General features: G+C 63.6%; 31 protein-coding genes. 15 read left to right on the top strand and 16 right to left on the bottom strand.

Annotation, left to right across the window (positions count from 1 at the left end; all coding sequences use genetic code 11):
• Positions 1-128 precede the first annotated feature (128 nt).
• Genes arfB through thrS form a run of 3 tightly spaced genes read right to left on the bottom strand, consistent with a single transcriptional unit; the run spans position 129 to position 2,791 of the window.
• Positions 129-563 (bottom strand): alternative ribosome rescue aminoacyl-tRNA hydrolase ArfB, encoded by a 435-nt coding sequence (arfB, locus tag AC4NN3_RS09805; RefSeq protein ID WP_491926905.1) that lies wholly within the window; start codon positions 561-563, stop codon positions 129-131.
• A gap of 17 nt (positions 564-580) precedes the next feature.
• Positions 581-808, bottom strand: a complete 228-nt coding sequence (locus AC4NN3_RS09800) for a hypothetical protein (protein WP_193335442.1) — start codon at positions 806-808, stop codon at positions 581-583.
• Positions 809-811: 3 nt separating this feature from the next.
• On the bottom strand, positions 812-2,791 hold the full coding sequence (gene thrS, locus AC4NN3_RS09795) for a threonine--tRNA ligase (RefSeq protein WP_491926904.1): 1,980 nt from the start codon (positions 2,789-2,791) through the stop codon (positions 812-814).
• Between thrS and AC4NN3_RS09790 the strand changes: the two genes are divergently transcribed.
• Positions 2,781-3,200, top strand: a complete 420-nt coding sequence (locus AC4NN3_RS09790; RefSeq protein ID WP_491926903.1) for a hypothetical protein — start codon at positions 2,781-2,783, stop codon at positions 3,198-3,200. The genes thrS and AC4NN3_RS09790 overlap by 11 nt on opposite strands.
• Here AC4NN3_RS09790 and yidD read toward each other — a convergent pair whose 3' ends face one another.
• Both yidD and AC4NN3_RS09780 read right to left on the bottom strand, forming a co-directional pair.
• Complete coding sequence (gene yidD, locus AC4NN3_RS09785) at positions 3,201-3,512, bottom strand: membrane protein insertion efficiency factor YidD (protein WP_491926902.1); 312 nt, start codon at positions 3,510-3,512, stop codon at positions 3,201-3,203. It abuts the gene before it with no gap.
• On the bottom strand, positions 3,512-3,964 hold the full coding sequence (locus tag AC4NN3_RS09780; protein ID WP_491926901.1) for an iron-sulfur cluster assembly scaffold protein: 453 nt from the start codon (positions 3,962-3,964) through the stop codon (positions 3,512-3,514). Before AC4NN3_RS09780 ends, yidD begins: the two co-directional genes overlap by 1 nt.
• Before the next feature lie 141 nt (positions 3,965-4,105).
• Between AC4NN3_RS09780 and folE the strand changes: the two genes are divergently transcribed.
• Together folE and hisI are read left to right on the top strand one after the other, a co-directional pair.
• Positions 4,106-4,729 (top strand): GTP cyclohydrolase I FolE, encoded by a 624-nt coding sequence (gene folE, locus AC4NN3_RS09775; RefSeq protein WP_491926900.1) that lies wholly within the window; start codon positions 4,106-4,108, stop codon positions 4,727-4,729.
• A 41-nt stretch (positions 4,730-4,770) separates the two neighbouring features.
• The gene (gene hisI / locus AC4NN3_RS09770) at positions 4,771-5,229 is read left to right on the top strand and encodes a phosphoribosyl-AMP cyclohydrolase (RefSeq protein ID WP_491926899.1); all 459 of its coding nucleotides are present in this window, start codon (positions 4,771-4,773) and stop codon (positions 5,227-5,229) included.
• Here the strand turns inward: hisI and AC4NN3_RS09765 are convergent.
• On the bottom strand, positions 5,226-5,960 hold the full coding sequence (locus AC4NN3_RS09765) for a rhomboid family intramembrane serine protease (protein ID WP_491926898.1): 735 nt from the start codon (positions 5,958-5,960) through the stop codon (positions 5,226-5,228). The two genes, hisI and AC4NN3_RS09765, sit on opposite strands and share 4 nt — an antisense overlap.
• Before the next feature lie 181 nt (positions 5,961-6,141).
• On the opposite strand from AC4NN3_RS09765, the gene AC4NN3_RS09760 reads away from it, so the two are divergent.
• The 4 genes from AC4NN3_RS09760 (at position 6,142) to AC4NN3_RS09745 (ending at position 8,923) form a co-directional block, all read left to right on the top strand.
• Complete coding sequence (locus AC4NN3_RS09760; RefSeq protein ID WP_491926897.1) at positions 6,142-6,795, top strand: PAS domain-containing protein; 654 nt, start codon at positions 6,142-6,144, stop codon at positions 6,793-6,795.
• Between the two features lie 124 nt (positions 6,796-6,919).
• Entirely contained in the window at positions 6,920-7,552 is a 633-nt protein-coding gene (locus AC4NN3_RS09755) for a PilZ domain-containing protein (RefSeq protein ID WP_491926896.1), read from the top strand.
• 66 nt (positions 7,553-7,618) lie between these two features.
• Entirely contained in the window at positions 7,619-8,149 is a 531-nt protein-coding gene (locus AC4NN3_RS09750) for a hypothetical protein (protein WP_491926895.1), read from the top strand.
• A gap of 141 nt (positions 8,150-8,290) precedes the next feature.
• Positions 8,291-8,923, top strand: a complete 633-nt coding sequence (locus AC4NN3_RS09745) for a transglutaminase-like cysteine peptidase (protein ID WP_491926894.1) — start codon at positions 8,291-8,293, stop codon at positions 8,921-8,923.
• A gap of 140 nt (positions 8,924-9,063) precedes the next feature.
• On the opposite strand, the gene AC4NN3_RS09740 is transcribed toward AC4NN3_RS09745, so the two are convergent.
• Positions 9,064-9,399 (bottom strand): DUF6949 family protein, encoded by a 336-nt coding sequence (locus AC4NN3_RS09740; RefSeq protein ID WP_491926893.1) that lies wholly within the window; start codon positions 9,397-9,399, stop codon positions 9,064-9,066.
• A 99-nt stretch (positions 9,400-9,498) separates the two neighbouring features.
• Between AC4NN3_RS09740 and AC4NN3_RS09735 the strand changes: the two genes are divergently transcribed.
• A complete protein-coding gene (locus AC4NN3_RS09735; protein ID WP_491926892.1) occupies positions 9,499-10,173 on the top strand; it encodes a hypothetical protein in 675 nt (224 codons plus the stop codon).
• Positions 10,174-10,176: 3 nt separating this feature from the next.
• On the opposite strand, the gene AC4NN3_RS09730 is transcribed toward AC4NN3_RS09735, so the two are convergent.
• The 3 genes from AC4NN3_RS09730 to AC4NN3_RS09720 form a co-directional block, all read right to left on the bottom strand.
• Positions 10,177-10,395: a DUF3126 family protein gene (locus AC4NN3_RS09730; RefSeq protein ID WP_491926891.1), complete on the bottom strand. Its 219-nt coding sequence runs from the start codon at positions 10,393-10,395 to the stop codon at positions 10,177-10,179.
• Positions 10,396-10,509: 114 nt separating this feature from the next.
• Positions 10,510-11,349: a serine O-acetyltransferase gene (gene cysE / locus AC4NN3_RS09725; RefSeq protein ID WP_491926890.1), complete on the bottom strand. Its 840-nt coding sequence runs from the start codon at positions 11,347-11,349 to the stop codon at positions 10,510-10,512.
• A gap of 79 nt (positions 11,350-11,428) precedes the next feature.
• A complete protein-coding gene (locus AC4NN3_RS09720; RefSeq protein ID WP_491926889.1) occupies positions 11,429-12,199 on the bottom strand; it encodes an alpha/beta fold hydrolase in 771 nt (256 codons plus the stop codon).
• 154 nt (positions 12,200-12,353) lie between these two features.
• On the opposite strand from AC4NN3_RS09720, the gene AC4NN3_RS09715 reads away from it, so the two are divergent.
• From AC4NN3_RS09715 to AC4NN3_RS09695, 5 genes are all read left to right on the top strand, one after another.
• Positions 12,354-12,599, top strand: a complete 246-nt coding sequence (locus AC4NN3_RS09715) for a zinc-finger domain-containing protein (RefSeq protein WP_193335428.1) — start codon at positions 12,354-12,356, stop codon at positions 12,597-12,599.
• A gap of 16 nt (positions 12,600-12,615) precedes the next feature.
• Positions 12,616-13,851, top strand: a complete 1,236-nt coding sequence (locus AC4NN3_RS09710; protein ID WP_491926888.1) for an FAD-dependent monooxygenase — start codon at positions 12,616-12,618, stop codon at positions 13,849-13,851.
• Between the two features lie 123 nt (positions 13,852-13,974).
• Positions 13,975-15,318 (top strand): TCR/Tet family MFS transporter, encoded by a 1,344-nt coding sequence (locus AC4NN3_RS09705; protein ID WP_491926887.1) that lies wholly within the window; start codon positions 13,975-13,977, stop codon positions 15,316-15,318.
• Positions 15,296-15,778, top strand: coding sequence for a GNAT family N-acetyltransferase (locus tag AC4NN3_RS09700; protein ID WP_491926924.1), 483 nt, complete (start codon positions 15,296-15,298; stop codon positions 15,776-15,778). Before AC4NN3_RS09705 ends, AC4NN3_RS09700 begins: the two co-directional genes overlap by 23 nt.
• Before the next feature lie 137 nt (positions 15,779-15,915).
• Positions 15,916-16,179, top strand: coding sequence for a DUF6894 family protein (locus AC4NN3_RS09695; protein WP_491926886.1), 264 nt, complete (start codon positions 15,916-15,918; stop codon positions 16,177-16,179).
• 51 nt (positions 16,180-16,230) lie between these two features.
• Here the strand turns inward: AC4NN3_RS09695 and gnd are convergent, their stop codons facing one another.
• Complete coding sequence (gene gnd, locus AC4NN3_RS09690) at positions 16,231-17,649, bottom strand: NADP-dependent phosphogluconate dehydrogenase (protein ID WP_491926885.1); 1,419 nt, start codon at positions 17,647-17,649, stop codon at positions 16,231-16,233.
• Between the two features lie 195 nt (positions 17,650-17,844).
• On the opposite strand from gnd, the gene AC4NN3_RS09685 reads away from it, so the two are divergent.
• Together AC4NN3_RS09685 and AC4NN3_RS09680 are read left to right on the top strand one after the other, a co-directional pair.
• A complete protein-coding gene (locus tag AC4NN3_RS09685) occupies positions 17,845-18,609 on the top strand; it encodes an SDR family NAD(P)-dependent oxidoreductase (protein WP_491926884.1) in 765 nt (254 codons plus the stop codon).
• 3 nt (positions 18,610-18,612) lie between these two features.
• Complete coding sequence (locus tag AC4NN3_RS09680; protein ID WP_491926883.1) at positions 18,613-19,155, top strand: gluconokinase; 543 nt, start codon at positions 18,613-18,615, stop codon at positions 19,153-19,155.
• Here the strand turns inward: AC4NN3_RS09680 and AC4NN3_RS09675 are convergent.
• The 5 genes from AC4NN3_RS09675 to AC4NN3_RS09655 all read right to left on the bottom strand — a co-directional run bounded on the left by AC4NN3_RS09675 (position 19,139) and on the right by AC4NN3_RS09655 (position 22,760).
• Complete coding sequence (locus AC4NN3_RS09675) at positions 19,139-19,714, bottom strand: hypothetical protein (RefSeq protein ID WP_491926882.1); 576 nt, start codon at positions 19,712-19,714, stop codon at positions 19,139-19,141. The two genes, AC4NN3_RS09680 and AC4NN3_RS09675, sit on opposite strands and share 17 nt — an antisense overlap.
• 203 nt (positions 19,715-19,917) lie before the next feature.
• Positions 19,918-20,298 (bottom strand): DUF1622 domain-containing protein, encoded by a 381-nt coding sequence (locus AC4NN3_RS09670; RefSeq protein WP_491926881.1) that lies wholly within the window; start codon positions 20,296-20,298, stop codon positions 19,918-19,920.
• Positions 20,299-20,386: 88 nt separating this feature from the next.
• Positions 20,387-21,289, bottom strand: coding sequence for a DMT family transporter (locus AC4NN3_RS09665; RefSeq protein ID WP_491926880.1), 903 nt, complete (start codon positions 21,287-21,289; stop codon positions 20,387-20,389).
• A 103-nt stretch (positions 21,290-21,392) separates the two neighbouring features.
• A complete protein-coding gene (locus AC4NN3_RS09660) occupies positions 21,393-22,148 on the bottom strand; it encodes an SDR family NAD(P)-dependent oxidoreductase (RefSeq protein WP_491926879.1) in 756 nt (251 codons plus the stop codon).
• Positions 22,149-22,280: 132 nt separating this feature from the next.
• Entirely contained in the window at positions 22,281-22,760 is a 480-nt protein-coding gene (locus tag AC4NN3_RS09655; protein ID WP_491926878.1) for a CYTH domain-containing protein, read from the bottom strand.
• Position 22,761: the final 1 nt, after the last annotated feature.

Below are 22,761 nucleotides of genomic sequence, written 5' to 3'. Positions count from 1 at the left end.
TTTAACAAGCTGCCCAAGTCATGACCTATTTCCATGATTAATGCTGCTTCCAAGCCATGACAATAACACATTTGGTCAGCGCAGCACGTGCCAATTGCCTCGGTCCTAACGCCTGCTTGTAGGCCCACTCACTGGGCGTCGGGCGGCACGCCGCCCCGCAGTCGCTTGATGCCCGAGCGGATCGACTTGCCATCCAGTCGCCTTCGCTTGGACGCCAATGTCGGCCGCGTCGCCACCCGGAACTTGGGCACATGCGAGCCGGCCACCAGCAGCGCCACCAGCTTCTCGAGCGCATCGGCGCGGTTCGTCGGCTGGTCGCGATGCGAATTGGCGGTGATGACGATGACCCCGGCCTTGGTCAACCGCTTGCCCGCCAACACCGCCACACGCCGCTTCATTGCCTCGGGGATGGACGGGGAGTTTTCCAGGTCAAAGCGCAGCTGCACCGCGCTCGAGACCTTGTTGACATTCTGTCCACCCGGCCCGGCCGAGCGCACGAAGGTCTCCTCGATCTCGCTCGGGTCGATGGAGACGGAGCGGGTAATGACGATGGGATCAGCCATGTCCCGCTCCTTGCTTGTTAACTGCGCAACCGTCCGGCGTAGATGATCTCGCCTTCGTGGATGATCAGGCCCTTCATGGTCGCCTTGTACTTGCCCTCGACCGCGGTCTTTTCGATCCAGCCCTTTTCCAGCATACGGGCAAAGACCTTTTCCCCCACATCCTTGAAGTCATCGGGACCGAGCGCATTGTCCTCACCCATATGGGTGATGACCTTGATCTCGCGGTTGGATGGACGCAGCGGCATGGCTCAGGCCGCCTTTGCCTTGAGGTCAGGCGGGGTCGCCTCGGCCATGAGCGCCACCAGGGCATCCATGAACGGCTCGACCTTCTGGCCCTCGGTGCCCAGGCGACGGACCGAAACGGTCCCCTCCTCGGCCTCGCGCTTGCCCACCACGAACATCAGCGGCACCTTGCCGACGGAGTGCTCGCGCACCTTGTAGTTGATCTTCTCGTTACGCACGTCGAGCTCGGCCCGGATCCCGGCGGCCTTGAGCTGGCGGACCAGCTTTTCGGCATAGTCGTCGGCTTCCGAGACGATGGTCGCCACCACCACCTGGGTCGGGGCCAGCCACATCGGCATCCGCCCGGCATAGTTCTCGATCAGCATGCCGATGAAGCGCTCCAGCGATCCCAGGATCGCCCGGTGCAGCATCACCGCATACTGGCGCGAGCCGTCCTCGGCGATATAGGTCGCGTCGAGCCGCTCGGGCAGCACATAGTCGAGCTGCAGCGTGCCTACCTGCCAGCTGCGGCCGATGGCATCTCTAAGGTGGAATTCGAGCTTGGGCGCATAAAAGGCGCCCTCTCCCTCGGCGATCTCGAAGTCATAGCCGGTGGCGCGCAGGGCATCGCCCAGCGCCTTCTCGGCCGCATCCCAGCGCTCGATGGTGCCGCCGAACTTTTCCGGCCGCGTCGCCAGCTTGATGACCACATTGTCAAAGCCCATATGGCCATAGACCGAATAGAGCAGATGCACGAAATGCTCGGTCTCGCTCTGGATCTGGTCTTCGCGGCAGAAGATATGCGCGTCGTCCTGGGTCATCTGCCGCACGCGCATCAGCCCGTGCAGCGCGCCATGCGCCTCGTTGCGGTGGCAGCAGCCGAATTCGGCCATGCGCAGCGGTAGATCGCGATAGCTCTTGATGCCCTGGTTGAAGATCTGCACATGCGCCGGGCAGTTCATCGGCTTGAGCGCCATCAGGTCGCCCTTGCCGCTGAGCACCGGACCTTCATCCTCGGTCCCGGGCACCTCGTCGGGCACCACGAACATGTTCTCGCGATACTTGCCCCAGTGGCCCGACTGCTCCCAGAACTTGGAGCTCATCAGCTGCGGCGTTTTCACTTCCTGATAGCCCGACGAGTTCAGGCGCCGCCGGATATAGGCTTCCATCTGGTTGTAGAGCACATAGCCCTTGGGGTGCCAGAACACACTCCCCTGCGCTTCGGGCTGGAAGTGGTAGAGGTCCATTTCCTGGCCGATCTTGCGGTGGTCGCGCTTTTCCGCCTCTTCCACCATATGCAGATAGGCATCGAGCTCTTCCTTGGTCGCAAAGGCAGTGCCGTAGATGCGGCTCAGCACCGGATTGTTGCTGTCGCCACGCCAATAGGCACCGGCCACCTTGGTCAGCTTGAATGCCATGCCGACATCCTTGACCGAGCGCATATGCGGGCCACGGCACAGGTCGATCCACTGACCCTGCTTGTACATCTTGAGCGACTGGTCGGCCGGAATAGCATCGACCAGCTCGACCTTGAAGTTCTCGCCACGCGCGGCAAAGAAATCCTTGGCCTGGTCGCGGCTCCAGATTTCCTTGGTGAACACGGCACCACGATCGATGATCTCGGCCATCTTCTTTTCGATGGCCGGGAAGTCCTCTTCCGAGAACGGCGCTTCGCGCTTGAAGTCGTAATAGAAGCCGTTCTCGATCACCGGGCCGATCGTCACCTGCGTATCGGGCCACAGTTCCTGTACCGCCTCGGCCAGCACATGCGCGGCGTCGTGGCGGATCAGCTCCAGCACATCCTTGGAGCCGCTGTCACGCGTCACGAATTCGATCTTGCCATCGGCCTCCGGCGCGTCACTCAGATCGCTGAGCACGCCGTTCCAGCGCATGGCCACCGTCTTCTTGGCCAGGCTCTTGGAGATGCCTTCGACGATGGTGGTCCCGGTGGTGCCGCGCGGATAGTCGCGAGCTGCACCGTCGGGAAACGTCACCTTGATCGTCATTTTGGATCTCCAGAAATTGGGGTCAGGCCGCAATTATTGCGGCAAGGGTGCCTCTCTAGCATGGTTTCCGCCTATTTCCAGTATGGGCATTCGGCCACCAAACGACTATATTTGGTCCATGAGCGAAAACACCGTTGACCTGCAATCCATTGCCCGGCAGTTGGAGCGCGTTCTCGACGAGCAACGTCTGCTCCGCCGTGAGATGGATGACGTGCGTTCCGTGGTTGTGGGGCTGGCGGATCAAAACCTCCGTCTCGACCGCCATATGACCAACATGCAGGCCGACCTGGAATTGATGATCAAGTCAGAAATCGGCGGCCGCATGTCGAATGTGGAGAACCGGCTGGAGGCGCGCACCGATCGCCGGATCGAAGAACTCCTGGAGCGGATTGGCCAACCCTCACCCTAGCTATTTCCAGCGCCCATAAGTCCATGGGCGATACCAGCGCGCGCCGGCAGGAATACTCTCCGGCACCGGATCATAGCCATCCGTCCCGCCCGGGCGGCAGCGCACGAACCGCGCCAGCCCTATCCAGCCGCCCGGCCAGAAGCCGAACTTCCAGATCGCGTCGCCGGTATATTCCGAACAGCTGGGCAGGTGTCGGCAGGTGCGGCCGGCAAAGGCCGACAGCGTGTAGCGGTAAATGGTGATGAGCAGCACGGCCACGATCTTGAACGGCAGATCGACGATGCGCCAGAAGGCGGCACTGAATCGATCCATCACCGCACCGCCGCAAGTGATTCTGCGGACTCGGCTTTTTCGATTGCCGCAACCACTGCATCAAATACCAGCAGCGTTGACATGTGCCGCGCCGGATAGTCACGCACCGGCTCAAGAAAGCCCAGATCGCTCCACTTGCCGCCGGGTGGCGCGCCATTTTCCTTGAGCATGGCATGCATCTGCACCCGCAGCTCGCGGAACGCCGCCACCGGCGTACCGACAACCTCCCGCGCCACCACGGCAGCCGACGTCTGCCCCAGGGCACAGGCGGAGACCGCATGGCCATAAGCCGTGATGACGCCGTCAGTGATGGCCAGATCGACCTCCACCACCGAACCGCACACCCGGCTCACCTTGCGCGCCGAACCGTCCGGATCGATCAGCCGAGGTGGTTGCTGGGCATTACCCGCAAGATCAAGTATCTTCTGAGAATAGAGATCGCTGAGTTCCATCAACCAAACAATTCTGTTTCTTGTCGCCCTTGGCGCCGCTCCTTATATAGGGGCTCGCAGGCGAAGTGTCAGGTTGTTGTGCCCACTGGTCCAATATCGGGGCATCCGCGTACCAAAGGCCTCACGCAAAGGAGCCGCCCCATGGATGCCCGACCCACGCCGCTCGGCGCCGTTCTTTCTTCCACTGCCGCCATTGCCCGCCCCACCCAGGACGAGGCCGAAGCGGCGGTACGCACGCTGATCGCCTGGGCCGGTGATGACCCGACCCGCGAGGGTCTGCTCGAAACCCCTGCCCGCGTGACCCGGGCCTATGGCGAGCTCTTCGCCGGTTATGGCCAGGATGCCGGTACGGTGCTCTCCAAGACGTTCAAGGATGTCGGCGGCTATGACGATATCGTCCTGGTGCGCGACATCCCATTCAATTCCCACTGCGAGCACCACATGGTGCCCTTTGTCGGCAAGGTGCACATTGCCTATCTGCCGCATGACGGCGTGGTGGGCCTGTCCAAGCTGGCGCGGCTGGTGGAGGTTTTCGCCCGTCGCCTGCAGACCCAGGAAAACCTGACCGCGCAGATCGTCGACGCCATCAACGAACATCTCAACCCGCGCGGCACCGCTGTCATGCTCGAAGCCGAACATATGTGCATGTCCATGCGCGGCGTCCGCGCGCATGGCGCCTCCACCATCACCCACCGCTTCACCGGTGTCTTCGCTGAAGACCGCGTCGAGCAGGATCGTTTCCTGGCGATGATCGGCAAGCGCTGAGCCCACTGGATCAACCGGCGGGGCGGCGCTAGAAGGATGCCATGACCATTTCCTTTGCCGACCCCGCCGCCCTCAGTCACGAGCAGCTTGAAGAAGGCACGGCCTTCGCCCCCCGTTTTGACGCGGCGGGCCTTGTCACCGTCGTCACCGTCCAGGCCGGCAGCAATGCCGTGCTCATGCTGGCGCACATGAATGCGCAGGCGCTGTCGCTGACGCTGCAAACCGGCATCGCCCACTATTGGTCGCGCTCGCGCGGCAAGCTCTGGAAAAAGGGCGAGACCTCCGGCGAACTGCAGGAGGTGGTTGAACTGCGCACCGATTGCGACCAGGACGCCATTGTCCTCGTGGTTAACCAGACCGGCCGCGGCGCCGCCTGCCATACCGGCCGCCAGTCCTGCTTCTACCGCCGCGCCATCCTGGCCGATGGCGTCGCCACACTCGAAGACACCGGCTTGCCGCGCCTGTTCGATCCCGCTGCAGTCTATGCCGGCAAGCCCTAGCTGCGCCGCTCGAACAGCCCGACCAGCAGGAACCCGGCAATAAAGCCGCCCAGATGCGCCTGCCACGCCACGGCCACGTCGGCCCCGGTAAAGATCGGCAGCAGCGGTACGGCGGCGTTCAGCACCACCCAGATCAGCACGAAGGTGCGCGTGCGCGAATCGCGCCAGGCGTCCGCAAGACTGGCAAGTTTGCGACCGACGACGACGCGCTGCCCGGTTTCGGGGTGCTCGGCGACAATCACCGGTTGGAAAATGAACCGCACCGCCGCACCGGTCAGCCCCGAGACGCCGCCAGAGGCGCCGATCAGATAGGCGCCCGAATAGAGCGAGGTTGCGGCAAACAGCGCCGCGCCCGCCGCCGCGCAGACAAAGAACAGCGCCAGCATCGGCCCTGCCCCATAGCGCCGGACCACCGGCGTGGCGAAAATGGCGAACCACACCGCGTTGAACAGCAGATGATCCCAGCCGCCATGCAGCAGCGCATGGGTGAACGGCGTCCACAGCAGCGGCACGCCCAGGGTCGGATCACTGAATGCCGCCACGATGCGCAGCGGTTGGAAGGCAAACCAGAACATCAGCTGCCGCAACCCGTCCGGGTTAAGAACCAGGGTTGATGCCAGGTGAATCGCCACCAGCACGCCGATCATCGCCGTCACCGAGCCCGGCAACAGGAATACCGGCTCGCGCCCGGCAGGCGGGGCATTGTCCGGCGACGACCCTTGTTCAGACATCACTTCTCTCCGACTCGCTGGCAGGCTGCGGCTTCCAATCTTCTTTTCCACATTGGGACACCCACGTTAACCTTAACTATTGTTTAAGAGCGCTTTTGCCGTGGGGTTTTGCGAATGTCGCCATACCGCAGAAGCGTTCCATCAGGGGGAACGTCGATGCACGTATGGCGGGTCAAGCAACATGCAAAAGACGAGCACCAAGACGCTCTATGACTATTGGAACTCCATCCGCGGGTCGCGCAGCGCGCCCGAACGGAAGGACATCGACCCCACGCAGATCCGCGAGGCCCTGGCCAATACGTTCATTCTGGAGCTCGATGAGGGCGACAAGTTCTCCTTCCGGCTGGCCGGCTCGCACTTGTGCACCAGCTATTGCCGTGAACTCAAGGGCCGCTCGTTCTCCGGGCTCTGGCACGAACGCGATGGCGATGCCATGGAGACCCTGATACGCGCCGTCACCGAAGACCACGCCGTGGCTTTGGTCACCTTCCAGGGCACCACTGCCCTGCACACCAAGGTGAGCTTTGAAACCATCCTGATGCCGCTGCGCCACAACGGCTCGACCCATACCCGCCTGCTCGGCGCCATGACGTCGCTTGACGAGCCCTATTGGCTCGGCGTGCAGCCCATCATGGAACAGCGGATTACCGGCCTGCGCCTGATCTGGCCTGATGACATCGCGGTGCAGGACAAGGTGCGCGAAGTCGCCACCAATGTCGGCCCGGACACCGGCTATGCCAACCACACCGCCCCCATGGCCATGCCCGCCATGGTGTTCGGCCGCACGGCCCGCCGCTATGCCCATCTGGCCGTTATTGACGGGGGCCGTCAGTAAGCACAATGCCAAGCTGCACCCGACAATTTGCGCGGCATTTGCTGCGCAAACCGGGGCGCGGCAGAACCTTGCGTTAACCAAGACCGGCTAGTCTGCGCTCCACACCAAACGGGTTGGCAGCCAGATGCTCAGCGACGATCTACCCTCTCCCCAGTTCGTTGCCCCCGCCCGCACCGTTGCAACTGCCGGCAAGTACCAGCGCGTCAAAGTCTCTATTCTCGGCCGCTACATGCTGGCCGACCGTCGGGAATTTCCCTGCCAGGTTCTGGCCATGTCACCCGGTGACGCCGTCGTCATTGCCCCGGCGGCAGGTGGCGTTGGCGAAAAGGTCATCGCCTATATCGATTCCATCGGTCGCATTGAAGGCACCATCCTCAGCCAGATCGACGGCGGTTTCGTCATGGACCTGGCAGCCTCGCCGCGCAAGCGCGACAAGATGGCCGCGCAACTGACCTGGCTGGCCAACAAGGATGTCCTCGATCTGCCCGAGGACCGTCGGCACGAACGTGTCGTCCCAGATATTCGACACTCCACGGTCGTTCTCGACGATGGCCGGCGCTACAACTGCAAGATCATCGACATTTCGCTGTCCGGCGCCGCCATCGAACTTGATGTGCGACCGGCCATGGGCACCAATATCACCCTGGGCCGCATGCGGGCCCGCGTCGCCCGCCATTTCCAGAACGGCGTCGCGGTTGAATTCATCTCCGCCCAGGAAATGCTCACCGTCGTCCAGCAGAACCTCCGCATGCACTGACCGGCGATCCGTGACATTGGAGCCATACCACTGTTCCGTCGTCAGAAATCCGATTACGACAGTGCCATGACACTCAACCTGCGCCCGCTTCTGCTGCTCCTGCTGGGTCTGGCCTGCCTCGCCAGCGCTCTCGCTCTCGCCCAACCTGCCCGTGCTGATGGCCGGGCCGACTGGCAGGGTTATTCCTGGCAGAAGTTCGCCATTGCCAGTTGCCTGCCGGCCGGATCGACCCTCGTCTGCCCCGCCTATCACCAGAAATGGGACTGGAAACGCCACCAGTGGGTGGATATCGCCATCGCCATCGGCACCCAGGCCGGGCGACTAAATCTCAGCCAGCAACTGACCAATCGCGATCCGCGTGACGATGACGATGTCTGCGTCACCATGCTAGTCCTCGATGCCGCGGGGCGCACCATCCTCGCCCATCACCAGAACTGGCATTCACGTCCCGGCACCGTGATGCAGGACGACTTTGTCCTGCGCTCCGGAAATCTCGCCGCAGCCGCCTCTGTTCACATCGGCTCCAAGCAGTGCCGAAAAGGCAGCCACCAGGACGATGCTGTCCATGCCGCCGTGCTCGCCGGAATCGCCCCCTGAGCCGGCCTGCCTAAGTGCTTGGCCCGCATGGTTAACTGGCCCATAATCAAGTCGATAAAACACGCATAAAAACTACACGGCAGTTTTCGGATCAGGGCAAGCCGCCCTCTCTAACGTGGTCTCCATCAGGGAGATCGCGCCATGCACATCAACAATCGGGGACTGGGAGCCGCACTGCTGGGTGCCTTCATGGCAGTCGCAGCACTGGCCTCGCCGAGCCAGGCCTTCGACACGACCAATATTGCCTTTGTACAGACCAATGCCGGCACCACCAGCATTCCTGTCGGACACGCCGTGTTCTGCCAGAGCCGCCCCGAGGAATGCCGAGCCAATGCCCAGGTCGTCCCGGCGGTCGGCCTGACTGACACGCTGTGGCAGCAATTGCTCATGGTCAATGCGCAGGTCAACGGCGCCGTCGTGCCCGTGACCGACCAGGATCTCTACCAGACCACCGAATTCTGGACCTATCCGAACGGCTATGGCGATTGCGAAGACTATGCCCTGGCCAAGCGCCGCGACCTGATCAATGCCGGCTGGCCTGCCAGCGCGCTGCTGCTGGCCGTGGTCAAGCAGGCCAATGGTGAGGGTCACGCCGTGCTCATGGTGCGCACCGACCGTGGCGATCTCGTACTCGACAACCAGATCGGCTCAGTCGATCTGTGGAATGCCACCCCCTACCAGTTCATCAAGCGCCAGTCCCAGGCCAATGCCGGCCAGTGGGTCGACATGATCGACAACCGCGAAGTGGTCGTTGCCACCGCCGGAATCAACTAGCGCTCTACCGGTTCCGGACCCCGCCCCAAGACTAACCCTGATAGGGGTCTGATGAATGAGGCCAGCACCGCAAAAGCGATGCTGGCCTCATTAATTTCGCTGCATCAGCCCCGCCGGGTCACGCCCGGTGGCAGATGCGCCTAGTAGCGCAGGGCGACATAGGCGCCCATGAACATCAGGCCGGTGATGAACGCCCAGCCAAAGGCCACCACGGCCGACACCATGGCAGAGGTCATCGAGAGCGTGCCGCCCTTTTCCTGCCGCCAGCCGAGCTGCAGCATGATGTAGGGGCCGCAGACAAAGCTCATGGCCAGGTTGCCCATCGAGCCCAGGAAACTCCTGCCGTCATAGCGCAGCATGGCCTGCTGGTTGCCCAGCCATTGATAGAGATGCGTCCCTGCCCCCGAGATGCAGAGCCCCACGGCGATCAAGTACAGTGGTAGCAATTCCTTGAACATGCCGATCAGCCCCATCATTCGGCGCAATGTGCGAGCGCCCAAATTAACCCTTCATTAAGCATATTGGCTGCCCAATCAGCTGTCACCTCCCCTCACTGAATCTGGTTAATGCACGCAATGAAATCGCAACCCGCCCCGGTGGCCGGCGGCAACGCCCATCATGGTCTGGCCTACAACATGGCGGGCATCGCGGTTCTGGTTCTGCTGCTGGCCGTGGGCGCGGCTTATCTGGTCGACGAACTCGGCCGCGGCGCGCGGGCCGCCATGCCCGGCCTGGCCGACGGCGATCCGGTCACCCAGACCATTTCGGGGCGCGAACTGGCCATTCCCACTAGTTGGTTCCGCTTTGGCGAGCAGATCCGCAACGGCTTCACCGATCAGATCGATCTGCGCCTGATGCTGACCACCGCCGACGGCGCTGTACTGCCCGTCGACGTGACGCTGCTGCCGCGCAGTCGTGCCCGTACCAGCGCCAGCCTGCTCGACGGGGTCTATCTGCATCAGTTCAGCACCGAGACCTTGGGCGGCGTGGCCGGCCTCGTCGGCAAGCCGATGCTGCAGCGCAACGGCTATGTGGGCGAGAGCGTCTGGTATGACGCGCTGTCACCCAATCCGTTCGTGGCCAAATGTCTGGATGCTGTGGAAGTGGGGGGAGCGGGCCAGTGCGTGCGCACCGTCTACCTGCCCAGCGGCATTGCCGCCATCTATGCCTTTGACGCCACGGTTCTGCAATCGTGGCGCCTGTTTGATGCCGGCATGGAGCTCTGGCTCACCCGCATCGGCGCCTATTGAGCTTTATTCGATGTCTTCCAGATCGATATCCAGGATCGACATGTTGAAGATGTAGGACTTGTCGCCGTCCTCGTCATCGGCATGGATCAGACCGATCGACTCATCGCCGATATAGACCTCGACCGAATCGTCGAGCTTGTGACGCGGGCGCACATCGATCTTGGGATTGTTGAACTTCACCTGCAGGAACTTCTGCAGCTTGATGATCTCGGGTTGGTTCACTGTCGATGTCCTGCTGATTTGGGTTAAGCCGGCAATCTAGCCACCACCGCCTGTCACACAACCCCTGTTGGGCGCCATTTTAGCGGTGACAACCGGCAGCCCGGCCTTGCAGCTCTAGCCGTTCATATCGTGTACCAGCACCATCTGGTCCATCACCAGCGCCGGCTGGGCGCAACCGGCTTCACCAATCACCTTGGCGGGCACACCGGCCACCGTCACGCGGGGCGGCACTTCCTTGAGTACCACCGATCCGGCGCCGATACGCGAGCAATCGCCGATTCGGATATTGCCCAGCACCTTGGCGCCGGCCCCGATCAGGACGCCATTGCCGATCTTGGGATGCCGGTCCTGGTCGGACTTGCCGGTGCCACCCAGCGTGACGCCCTGCAGCAGCGAGACGTTGTCGCCCACCACCGCGGTCTCGCCGATCACCAGCCCGGTGCCATGGTCGAGCATGATGCCCTTGCCAATCACCACGGCCGGATTGATATCGACCTGAAAAACCTGGCTGGAGCGGCTCTGCAAATAGAGTGCAAAGTCGCGGCGACCGGCCTTGAACAGGGCATGGGCAAAGCGGTGCGTCTGGATCGCTTGGTAGCCCTTGAAGAACAGCAGCGGTTCGACGGCGCGGTGGCACGCGGGGTCGCGCTCCAGCGTCGCTGCCAGGTCGACCCGCGCATTGGTACCGATCTCGGGAAACTGCACCAGGATCTCGGCAAACGCCTGCCGGATCAGGTCGGACGAGACATCGGCATGGTCGAGACGCGCCGCCAGCCGATGCGCCAGTGCCTGTTCGAAGGTGTCATGGTTGAGCACCGAGGAGATCGCCATATTGGCCAGCGACGGCTCGGCCTCGACGATCTGTTGCGCGCCCGCCCGTACGGCCGCCCATACCGGATCCACCGATGTGATCTCCGCCGTGGTCTTGGACGCTGTCTTGGCGTTGGTGGGCATGGCGCGGCTCCGCTTCATCGTGGTCTAGCGATATAGGCTATTTTGTACTCCAAGACAAAGCTTCGGCGTGCAGTTTGGTTCACGAATGGCTGTTCGCGGGAAAAGTCCTGCCCAGAAACGCCAGTCCGGCCGCCTTGAACGCCCTGTCGCCGGTCGCGCGCATATGGTCCCGCTTGGGGATCACATAGGCCTCGCCCTGCGGCAGCAGTTCAGCCAGCGGCTCGGGTGCGCCCGCCATGCTGTCGGCCTCGCCCACCGCCACCAGCGCGGGCACATTGATGCGCCGCACGTCGGCCCGTGCCATCGGCTCGCGCGAGGTTTCCATGCAGGCCGCCAGCGCTTCCCGGTCGGATTTGGTATGGTCGGCAAAGATACGGAACTGCCGCGCCGTCGGATGCGTCAGCCCCTCCAGCGCAGGCGCCCGCAACCCGGCTATGATATCATTGCCGTCGCTGAGCCCGTTGATCAGGTTCATCCCCATGCCGCCCAGAATCAGGCAGGCAACGCGCTCTTTATGGCCGAACGCCATGAAGGCGGCGATCCGCGCGCCCATCGAATAGCCCAGCACGGCCGCCTTTTCGATCCCCAGGTGATCGAGCAGCGCCACGGCGTCCCCCGACATGTCCTGCGGGTGATAGCGCTCCGGGTCATGCGGCTTGTCCGAGGCGCCATGCCCGCGATTGTCCAGCGTGATCGCCTGATAGCCGGCCCCAACTAGCGTCTCCACCCAGCCGACATCGATCCAGTTGACCTTGCCGCTCGAGGCAAAGCCGTGAATGCACAATACCGGCGGCCCCGCGCCGGCGATCTCGTAGCTCAGGGTCAGGCCGTCATTTACAAAAGTGGGCATGTCTCTCACCAGGTGCGGCATAGGCGCGCCGAAACGCCCAGTTCGCGGCTTTGGCGTGCGAAATCAAGTGCCGATTGGTTTGCGCAAGCCTTCCCTTGCCTTCGGCCTTGCACTAAGGTCCGGCCAAATCAATCACCGCTCCGGGTTCTTTGCGATGGCACACGGCACTACGCCTCATTTCCACAATACCGAAGGTCTCCGCCAGATCGAGATCGGGTCCAAGGAATTCCAGTGCATCGGTGCCCTGCCGCCCTTCGATCACCCGCACATCTATCTCGACATGGGCAAGGACAGCGAAATCGTCTGCCCCTATTGCTCGACCCATTACGTGTTCAACTCCCGCCTGGAAGCTGGCACCTCCAGCCCCCTTTCGGCCATCTACCGGGCCGAAGCAGCCTGAAATTGAGCTGACTGACATGCCGGGCACCGACCAGGTCTATTTTGTCGCTGGCGCGGGCATTGCCGGCCTCACTCTGGCCCTGGCGCTCGCCAAGTTCGGCGCCACCGTCGTGGTGCTGGAGCGCCATGCCATGATCTCCGAATTCGGCGCCGGCCTGCAGATCAGCCCCAATGCGCGCCACGTGCTTGACCAGCTCGGCCTCGACGCCGCCCTTGCCGCGGTCAGCCTGGAGCCCACGGGCATCGACATCTACCCCTATGGCCGCCCCACGCCCTTGGTAACCCTGGCTTTGGGCGAGCCGATGCGGCAGCGTTTCGGCGCGCCCTATGTGGTCATGCATCGCGCCGACCTGGTCGATACGCTCTACAAGGCCACAAGGCGCTTCGCCAATATCGATATCCTGTTCGGCGTGCGCAACTGGGACGTGGTCTCCCATGCCAATGGCGTGACAGTCTCCATCGACGAGGCCGGCGGCCAGACCCGTACCAGCCGCGGCCGCGCCTTCATCGGCGCCGATGGCGTCCATTCCCAGACACGCCGCGCCCTGCTTGAGGGTCCGTCGGCGCAGGACGGCAACCGTATCGCCTGGCGCACCCTGCTGCCGGCCGATTCGCTTGCCGGCCAGATCGCCCTTGATCGCGTCTCGGTCCTATTTGCCCCCACCTATCACATCGTGTGCTACCCCTTGCCGCACCGCGGACAGGTCAATATTGCCCTTTTCGCCAGACCGGTTCCCGGCGCGGCGAGCAGCGCCCAGCCGCTGCGGCAGGGACCTGTCGACAGCCCCCGCATCGCTGCCATTCTGGGGGCGGCAGCCGGCGACGGCTGGACCCCCTGGCCCCTGTTCACCGTGCAGGCAGCAGAATGGCACAGGGGCAATATCGGCCTGATCGGCGACGCCGCCCACGCCATGGTGCCGTTCCAGGCCCAGGGCGCCGCCATGGGCATCGAAGACGCGGCCGTGCTGGCGCCGCTGCTGGTCAACACCCCCCGCGCCGAGGACGCCTTGGCCCACTATCAGCAGGCGCGTCACTCCCGCGTTACCCGCGTCGCCCGGACCAGCGCCACCAATGGCACGATTTTCCACCTGCCCTGGCCGCTCACCCTGGCCCGCGATCTGGCGATCACCGCCCAGGGCGGCGAAGGCCATATGCGCCGGCTCGATTGGCTTTATGGCTATGCTGCGCATACCCAATTGGCGCAGACTCTGCCCGACAGGATCTCACCGCAAGCCCCTGGCCGGACTCACTGATTGCCGATTTCGGCGCCATGGCAGGAAGCTTGGCCTGCCCTTCGGCCTTGCTTTGAGCGCACCGCCTGTGTCAACTGCGCGACACGCCCGTCCCCCTTCAGAATCCACGGTTAAGCCCCGAGCATGCAAGCAGCGACCCGCTCACGACTGACTCTGACCTGCATCCTGGTGACGATCCTGCTTGATATGATCGGTGTCGGTATCATCATCCCGGTGCTGCCTGAACTGCTCGAGGATCTGACCGGCGGCAGCGTGGCCAATGCGGCGGTGATCGGCGGTTATCTCGTTTTCACCTATGCCTTCATGCAGTTCGTCTTCTCGCCGGTACTGGGCAACCTGTCCGACCGCTTCGGCCGCCGCCCTGTCCTGCTGGCATCCTTGCTCGGGCTGACCTTTGACTACCTGATGATGGCGATCGCCCCCTTCGTCTGGTACCTCTTCATCGGTCGCATCATTGCCGGCATCGCCGGCGCGGCCCTTGCCACCGCAACCGCCTATATGGCCGATATCACCCCGCCCCATAAACGCACCCATCGCTTCGGCCTGATCGGCGCCGCCTTCGGTCTGGGCTTCATTATCGGCCCGGTGATTGGCGGCGAACTGGGCGAATTCGGTCCGCGCGTGCCCTTCTATGCCGCCGCCGGCCTGGCCTTCGCCAATTTCCTCTTCGGCCTCCTGGTCCTTCCCGAAAGTCTGCCCAAGGCCTCACGACGCAAATTCGACATTCGTCGCGCCAATCCCTTTGGCGCCGTTGTCGCCCTGCGCAAATATCCGGCCGTCGTCTGGCTGCTGGTCGTGCTGTTCTTCCTGCAATTGGCGACGCAGGCGCTGCCCACCATCTTCAGCTATTTCACGGTGGAAGTGTTCAGCTTCACCTCTTCCTCGATTGGCCGCACGCTGGGCGCCTTCGGCATTGGCTTCGCCTTCAGCCAGGCCGTCTTGGCTGCGCCTTTGTCCAAGGGCATCGGCGAACCCGCGGTCGGCATTGTCGGCCTGCTCTTTGCCGCGACCGCCTTTGCCGGCATCGCCTTTTCGGCCGATGTCTACCAGCTCTACCTCTTTATCGCCGTCGGCACGGTGAGCGGATTAGCCCCGCCCGCCATCAACGGCGTGCTGTCGCGGCAGGTGCCGGACAACAGCCAGGGCGAACTGCAGGGCGCGGTCAATGCCGCCAGCTCGCTGGCGACCATCATCGGCCCGCTGGGCGCCACGCAGATTTTCTCCTACTATACCAGTGCCCCGGAAACCGGGCACTACTTCCCCGGCGCCCCTTTCATCGCCTGCGCCATTGCCGTGCTGATTTCACTGGTCGTCTTCGGCCTGGCCGCCTGGCGATTTGAGCTGAGTTATCGCCCCAGCCTGGCCGACCACCCTCATGTGCCCGAGATGCCGGCCCCCGGCCAGGTCAGGGTAGCCCCCATTGAAGACGAAGATGAAGGTCTTGATGCAGATCCGCCCCGCTACTGAAGCCGACTGGCCCCATCTCTGGGCGATCATGGAACCCATCATGCGGGCGGGCGAAACCTTCTCCCTGCCCCGCGATGGCACCGAGGACGTGGCCCGCGCCTATTTCGCCTCCCCGGAAAAGCGCAACTTCGTCGCCGAGGAAGATGGTGTCATCCTGGGCGCCAGCTATGTTCGCGCCAATCAGCTCGGCGGCGGCTGCCATATCGCCAATTGCGGTTACATGACCGCCCCGGCCGCCCGCGGCCGCGGCATTGCCCGCGCCCTCTGCCAGCATTCCATCGACTACTGCCGCACCCAGGGCTTTCGCGGCATCCAGTTCAATTTCGTGGTCTCCAACAACGAACCGGCCGTACATCTGTGGCAGTCACTCGGCTTTTCCATCGTCGGCACCCTTCCCGCGGCGTTCAACCACCCCAGCCTCGGCTATGTCGACGCTTACGTGATGTTCCGCGCCCTCTAGCGCAGATCCCGCCACGACAACGCCGGCCATCGCCAAGGCTTCACGGCAGGTGCCTGCTTGCGTGAGCCAGTCCTTCTGGGTCGCCTTCTGGAACGAATCCGCCGGCAACTGGTTCTGTGCTTGACACGGAGACCATCATGCCACGCTTTTTCTTCAATCATCGCAGTAAGGACGGTCAGCACGACGTTGATATTGATGGGCTCAAGCTCCCATCACTCAACAGTGCGCTGGAAGAAGCGAGCTTTGCCGCGCAGGGCGCCATGGCCCTGGCCGACACCCCCACCGCCGGCGTGTTCGAGATCGAGGATGGCGGCAGGGTCCTGGTCGCACGCGTGCCCTATGCAGTCACCGCCGATGAATGTCTGGCGCCGCCCGAGCCCGACGAGCCAGTGCAGGACTGACGAAAAAAAGGCCCCGTGCAGCGGGGCCTTTCGCATTTCTGGCTGGGGCGCTTACTTGCCCAGCGTCGACGGCCAGGTGCCGTGCAGGTCGGTGCCACGGCCGGGGATCTCGAAGCCATGCGCGCCGAAGAAGTCGCGCTGCCCCTGGATCAGGTTGGCCGTGCCGCGGGCCTGGCGGTAGCTGTCGAAATAGCTCAGCGCCGCCGACAGGCAGATCATCGGGAATTCGCCGACTGCGGCGGCCGCAACCACCTTGCGCAGCGACGGATGCGCGTCCTGCATCAGCGCCACGAAGTCCGGCACCACCAGCAGATTGACATTGCCGCCCTTGGCATAGGCTTCCGACATCTGGTCGAGGAAGCGCGAGCGGATAATGCAGCCGGCGCGCCAGATCTTGGCGATCGTGGCCAGCGGCAGGGCCCAGCCATTTTCTTCGCTGGCCTTGGCGATCACCGCAAAGCCCTGGGCGTAGGAAACGATCTTGCCGGCCAGCAGCGCCTTTTCCAGGTCTTCCAGCGTCACAGCGGTCTTGGCGCGGGTCGGCTTGCCATAAAGCGCTTCGGCTGCCACGCGCTCATCCTTGCGCGACGAGATCGAGCGGGCCGCCACGGCGCCCTCGATGGCCGTCGCCGGCACGCCCATCTGCTGGGCCGCGATGGCCGACCAGACGCCGGTGCCCTTCTGGCCTGCCTTGTCCAGGACCAGCTCGACCAGCGGCTTGCCGGTCTCGCCATCCACGGCCGCCAGCACGTGGCCGGTGATCTCGATCAGGTAGGAATTGAGCGGACCCTTGTTCCATTCCTTGAACACGTCGGCGCATTCGCCCGAAGTCATGCCCAGGCCATCGCGCATCACGCCATAGACTTCGGCGATCATCTGCATGTCGCCATATTCGATGCCATTGTGGATGGTCTTGACGAAGTGGCCGGCGCCGCCCTCGCCCAGATAGGCGCAGCAGCTCTCGCCATTGAACTTGGCGGCAATCGCCGTCAGCACGGGCTCGGCATTGTGCCACTGCTCCTTGGAGCCGCCCACCATGATCGAGGGACCGTGGCGCGCGCCCTCCTCGCCGCCGGAGACGCCGACGCCGAGATAGCCGATGCCCTTGGGCTTGAGAGTGTCAAAGCGGCGTTGTGTGTCCGTAAACAGGGAATTGCCGCATTCGATGATGGCGTCGCCCTCTTCCAGCAGCGGCAGCAGCTGGTCGATCATCTCGTCGACCGGCTTGCCGGCCTTGACCATGATGATGATGGAGCGCGGGCGCTTCACGGCCTGGACGAAGTCGGCCAATTCATACTGGGGTACGGTCTTGCCATCGAGCCCCTGCGCCTTGGCCTCGGCCACGAATTCGTCGATACGCCCGGGCGAGCGGTTGTGGACAGCAATGGTGTAGCCTTTTTCGGCGATGTTGAGGGCCAGATTGGAGCCCATCACAGCAAGGCCGATCAGGCCGATATCCGCTGTCGACATACTAGCAGTCCTTCCGAGAATTTCGCATAAGATGCGCGCAACGCCTGCCGCGCGGCGGCGAACCTGACCACAATACGCCGCCTGAAGAAAGCCGTCTTCACGCAAAAATGGGCCAAAATCACTGTCTTGTATGGTAGTTTTTCTTGCTAAGGCAGGCAAGCCTTCCCGCCTCGCCCCCTATCCGGAGACCCTCTGATGTCCTCTCCCTTCGATCTGACGGGCAAGCGTGCCCTGATCACCGGCTCCAGCCGGGGTCTCGGCCTCGCCATGGCCACCGCTTTGGCAGCGGCCGGTGCCGCCATCGTGCTCAATGCCCGCGATGCCGTGGCTTTGGGCACCGCCGCCCATGACCTGGCCGCCACCGGCGCCAGCGTCAACGCTGTGGCCTTCGATGTCACCAATCGGGAAAGCACTAACCAGGCCATCTCCCATATCGAGGATGAAATCGGCCCCATCGATATCCTGGTCAACAATGCGGGCATGCAGTTCCGCTCCAGCCTTGAAGCCTTTCCGCCCGACAAGTTCGACCAGCTGATCACCACCAACCTGACCTCGGTCTTCAATGTCAGCCAGCCCGTCTCGCGCTACATGATCGCCCGCGGCCATGGCCGCATCATCAATACCTGCTCGGTGATGTCGGCCATTTCGCGCGCCGCCATCGCCCCCTATGCCGCCTCCAAGGCCGCCGTGGCTAATCTGACGCGCGGCATGGCCGTCGACTGGGCGCGCCACGGCATCAACGTCAATGGCATTGCGCCGGGCTATTTTGCCACCGAACTCAACGAGGCCCTCGTCAAGGACCCCAAGTTCAACGACTGGGTTGAAACCCGCACCCCCATGGGGCGCTGGGGCAAGCCGGAAGAACTCGGCGGCGCCGTGGTCTTCCTGGCCTCGGCCGCATCCGCCTTCGTGAACGGCCACATCCTCTATGTCGATGGCGCCTTCACGGCGACGGTGTGAGCCATGAGCACCACCCCATCCCGCATCATCATCGTCATGGGCGTCAGCTCATCGGGAAAATCCACCGTCGGCGCGGCGCTCGGCCGGGCTTTGCACGCGCCCTTCCTTGATGGCGACCAGTATCACCCCCCCGCCAATGTCGAAAAAATGCGCGCCGGCACCCCGCTCACCGACGCAGATCGCTGGCCCTGGCTGGAAGCCCTCTCCGCCGCCCTTCGGGAAGCCGCCGAGAAAAAGGGCGTCGCCGTCGGCGCCTGCTCAGCCCTCAAACGCGCCTATCGCGATTTCATCACCGAACAGGCTGGCGAGCCGGTCCTCTTCGTCTATCTCGACGGCAGCCGCGACGTCATCGCCGAGCGCATGGCCAGGCGCAGCCACGAATATATGCCCACCAGCCTGCTCGACAGCCAGTTCGCCACCCTCGAAGTCCCCGACCCGGCCAGCGAAAACGTGCTCGTGGTCCCGGTGACCGACAGCGTGGACAAGATTGTGCGCACCGCCGTCGGCAGCCTCGGCCATCTCAAGAGCTTCAAGCGCTGGCAGTAGCCTTGGCCAACCAGGCCTCGCCGCGCGGCGACAGCTTGTAGCCCACAGCGAGACTTTCCGTCAGGCCGAGCGACTTGAGCCGGCGGACATTGCCCTTGAATTTGGGCTTGTCTCGTCCCAGCACTTCGGCCAGCTCCTGGGCCGGCGCACCCGGCCGCTCCCCGATCAGTTCCAGCGTGGCGCGCACCCAGGGCGTTGCCCCATCCATCCGTTCGATCGTCTGGGTCAGTTCAGCGGCATCCGCCTCGGACAGCGCACTGGCTTCGCGCAAAGCGGCCCGCGGATCGGCCCCCACATAGCGCAGGCGAATCCGATGCAGCGTCCCCGTCCGGTTGCCCAGCATGGCGTCGAGTGCCGCCCGGTCGGCAAATCCCGCCCGCTTGAGGTCCTGCTCGCTCACCCCATTCAGGGCCACAGCCTCCACAGCTTCGATGGCCAGCACGCCCGCCGCGGTGGTGAGCGTACCGCCCGCCTTGACGCTGGGCCGCACCCAGCGGCGAAACGCCGTGTCCACCCGTCCCGCCTTGATGGCTTCGAAGTCAGCTGCATTGATCAGCATAGTCATTCTCCTGCTGGCGCCACGCGCACCGGCTCTTCGATAAATCTTGCCTGTCCATACGACACCATCGCCCCCGCCACCACCCAGGCGCCAAGCCATGTAGAACAAGGCCATGGATGATCCAGCTATCTTCATATGCGGCCAGCTTCGATACCGCGTCCACACCTGCCACGCCGCAGCAGCGTCAGGCGGCGGCTCAGCCATCACTTGGTGCTCTGCCGCTCCCTGACTTCGGTCGGGCTCTGTTGCCAGGGCCAGCGCCCGGAGACCTCGACCTCAAGTGACAGGCTCAAGAACGTCCGGATGATGACAATTCCCGCCAGCACCGCCAGGCTCTCAAGGCTTGGTTCGATGGCCACGGTCGCGATAATGTCGGCCGCCACGAGAAATTCGAGGCCGAGCAATATCCCCCGTCCGACATCGGCCCGATAGCGTCGAAAGCCCGGCTCGTCAGCCTGCCCCACCACGACCCGCACCGCAAACCGCAGCGTCCCGAATACCAGCCCGCCCACGATGATGGCGATGCCGCACCACTCGATGGCCCGGGTGATCAGATGTAGCAGGTCTGGCGATACGATATCCATGGCATTGGTTCCCCCCTTTGCAGGGCAACGCGTCGGCGCCGCTATTGATCCAACCGACGGGGTCGGCGCCCGGCAGACCGGCAAGCCGCTAGGGGACGGTAGCCGGATTGGCGCTGAACCTGCCCTGGCCATACGCTACCAGCGCCGCAGCGCCGACCACGACCAGCGCGCCGGCGACCGACCAGGCATCCAGCGCCACGCCCAGCAGCATCACGTCGAACAGAAACGCCCAGACAATACCGCTATACTCATAAGCGGCCAGCAGCGATACTGGCGCCCGGGCCACTGCCTCCATCATCAGCACATGGCCCACGCCACCCAGCAGGCCCGCCCCGATCAGCAGCGCAAAGGCCCTGCCATCCAGCTCGGCCCAGCCAAAGGCCATGGTGGCGAGGCCGACCAGGCTGCAGATCACCGCAAAGGACAGGGCGATACTGGCTGGCGGATCGGTGCGTGTCAGGTCTTTCACCTGCACCCGCGACAGCGCATTGGTCGCCGCCATGGCCAGGCCGGCCGCCACGCCGATCAGCGTGCCGTCGCGCACGCTGTCCCCCACCAGCGAGGGATAGACCATCAGCACGATGCCCAGGAAGCCAAGCACCACACCGACAAAGATCACCACGCCCGGTCGTTCACGCAGCAGCGCCATGGCCGCCACGATCGACAGCATCGGCGCCAGATAGCTCAGCGCCGTCGCCATGCCGACCGACAGGTAGGCCAGCGAAATGAACGAGAAAAACATCACCGCACAGCCCAGCAACCCGCGGATCAGGTGCTTTTGCGGATATTTGCTGCGCAGTGACAGACCCAGTTGGCCGCGCAGGGCCACATAGATCACGATCGGCAGCAGCGCCACAAAGCTGCGCCAGAACACCAACTGCCCCACCAGCGCCACCTTGGCCGCCTCGTGGATGGCGGCGGACATGCCAGCCATGACGATCAGGGAGAATGTCGCGAGCCACAGGGCAGCGGTGGAATTGGCTTTGGTCATGACTCGGTTTCGCTGGGAATGTGCCCCTCTATCGACGCCATCCGCCCGCCAGGCAACAAAAAAGGCGGGCCCGAAGACCCGCCTTGCTGCTTTGGTGGACCGCTTACTGCGCGGCGTAGCCGCCATCGACCAGGTGATAGCTGCCGGTAATGAACGAGGCGTCGTCCGACAACAGGAACAACGTCAGCGCCGCGACCTCGTCGGCCGTGCCCAGCCGGCCCATCGGGTGCAGGGCGCGCAGACCCTTGATGGCCTCGCTGTCCATATTGTCCCCCAGTAGTGGCGTCTCGATGAAGCCGGGTCCAACCGCGTTCACCCGGATGCCCTGCTTGGCATAGTCGATGGCCGTCGCCTTGGTCAGGCCCACGACACCATGCTTGGACGACACATAGGCCGGCGCGCTGGCAAAGCCATTGGTGCCCAGGATCGACGCCATGTTGACAATGGCGCCACCGCCGCTGGTCAGCAGCGCCGGAATTTCATATTTCGTCGAATAGAAGACGCTGTTGAGGTCGATCTCGACCACCTTGCGCCATTCCTCCAGCGTATAGTCGGCCGTGGGCTTTGCCACGCCGCCGATGCCGGCATTGTTCACCGCCAGATGCAGCCCGCCATAGGTGTCCACGGCAAACTGGATTGCCTTCTCCACCTGCTCGGGCTGGCCGACGTCAACCGCCACGGCCGCGGCAAGGCCGCCGGCGCTGACAATCTCGTCCACCAGCTTCTGCGCTGGCTCCAGCTTGAGATCGGCTACCACCACCTTGGCGCCGCGGGCGGCCAGCTGGCGGGCGACAGCGGCACCGATGCCGGACGCACCGCCGGTCACGAAAGCCACTTTGCCGGTAAAATCCTGGGACATGCTATTCTCCTTTTCTGCCCCTTACGTGGGAACGAAAGCAAAGAATTTCAATGGGATAGACGGATATTCGGACGTTGAACACACTGTTCGTCGCGCTGCGAACGATGTCACGGCTGCCTGCCCGCAACGCCCTCAGGCCGGTCCTGGCGCGGGGATCCCATCGCTGCGCGACAGGCTGGCATTGTTGTAGCGGTCATCCTCGGTCACTTCAGTCCCGACCCAGTCGGGCAGGACCACGACCCGGTCGACCCTGTCGAGTTCCACCTCGGCAATCGTCAGCCCTGCATGCCGCCCCTCGAACACGTCGATCTCCCAGAGCAGGCCGCCGAACGGCACCAGGTGTCGGCGCTTTTCCAGCACATGTGGCTCGGCCATGGCGAGCAGCTCCAGCGCATCATCCATCGGGATGTCATATTCATACTCGGCCCGGACCATGCCCCGCGCGGCACCCTTGAGGGTCAGCCGCGCCTTTTGCTCATCCCAGGTGCGCACCCGCACCGTCGCCTTGGCATTGGATGACAGATAGCCTTGTCGCAACAGCGAACTGGACGTGACCAGCGGCTTCCATCCATCCGACACCACGAGGAACTTGCGCTCGATCTCTTCCGCCACG

The sequence above is a fragment of the Devosia sp. MDV22-iso42 genome (assembly GCF_058629155.1).
The sequence above is the reverse complement of the archived record's forward strand: the minus strand, read 5'-3'. Positions and strand labels throughout refer to the sequence as shown.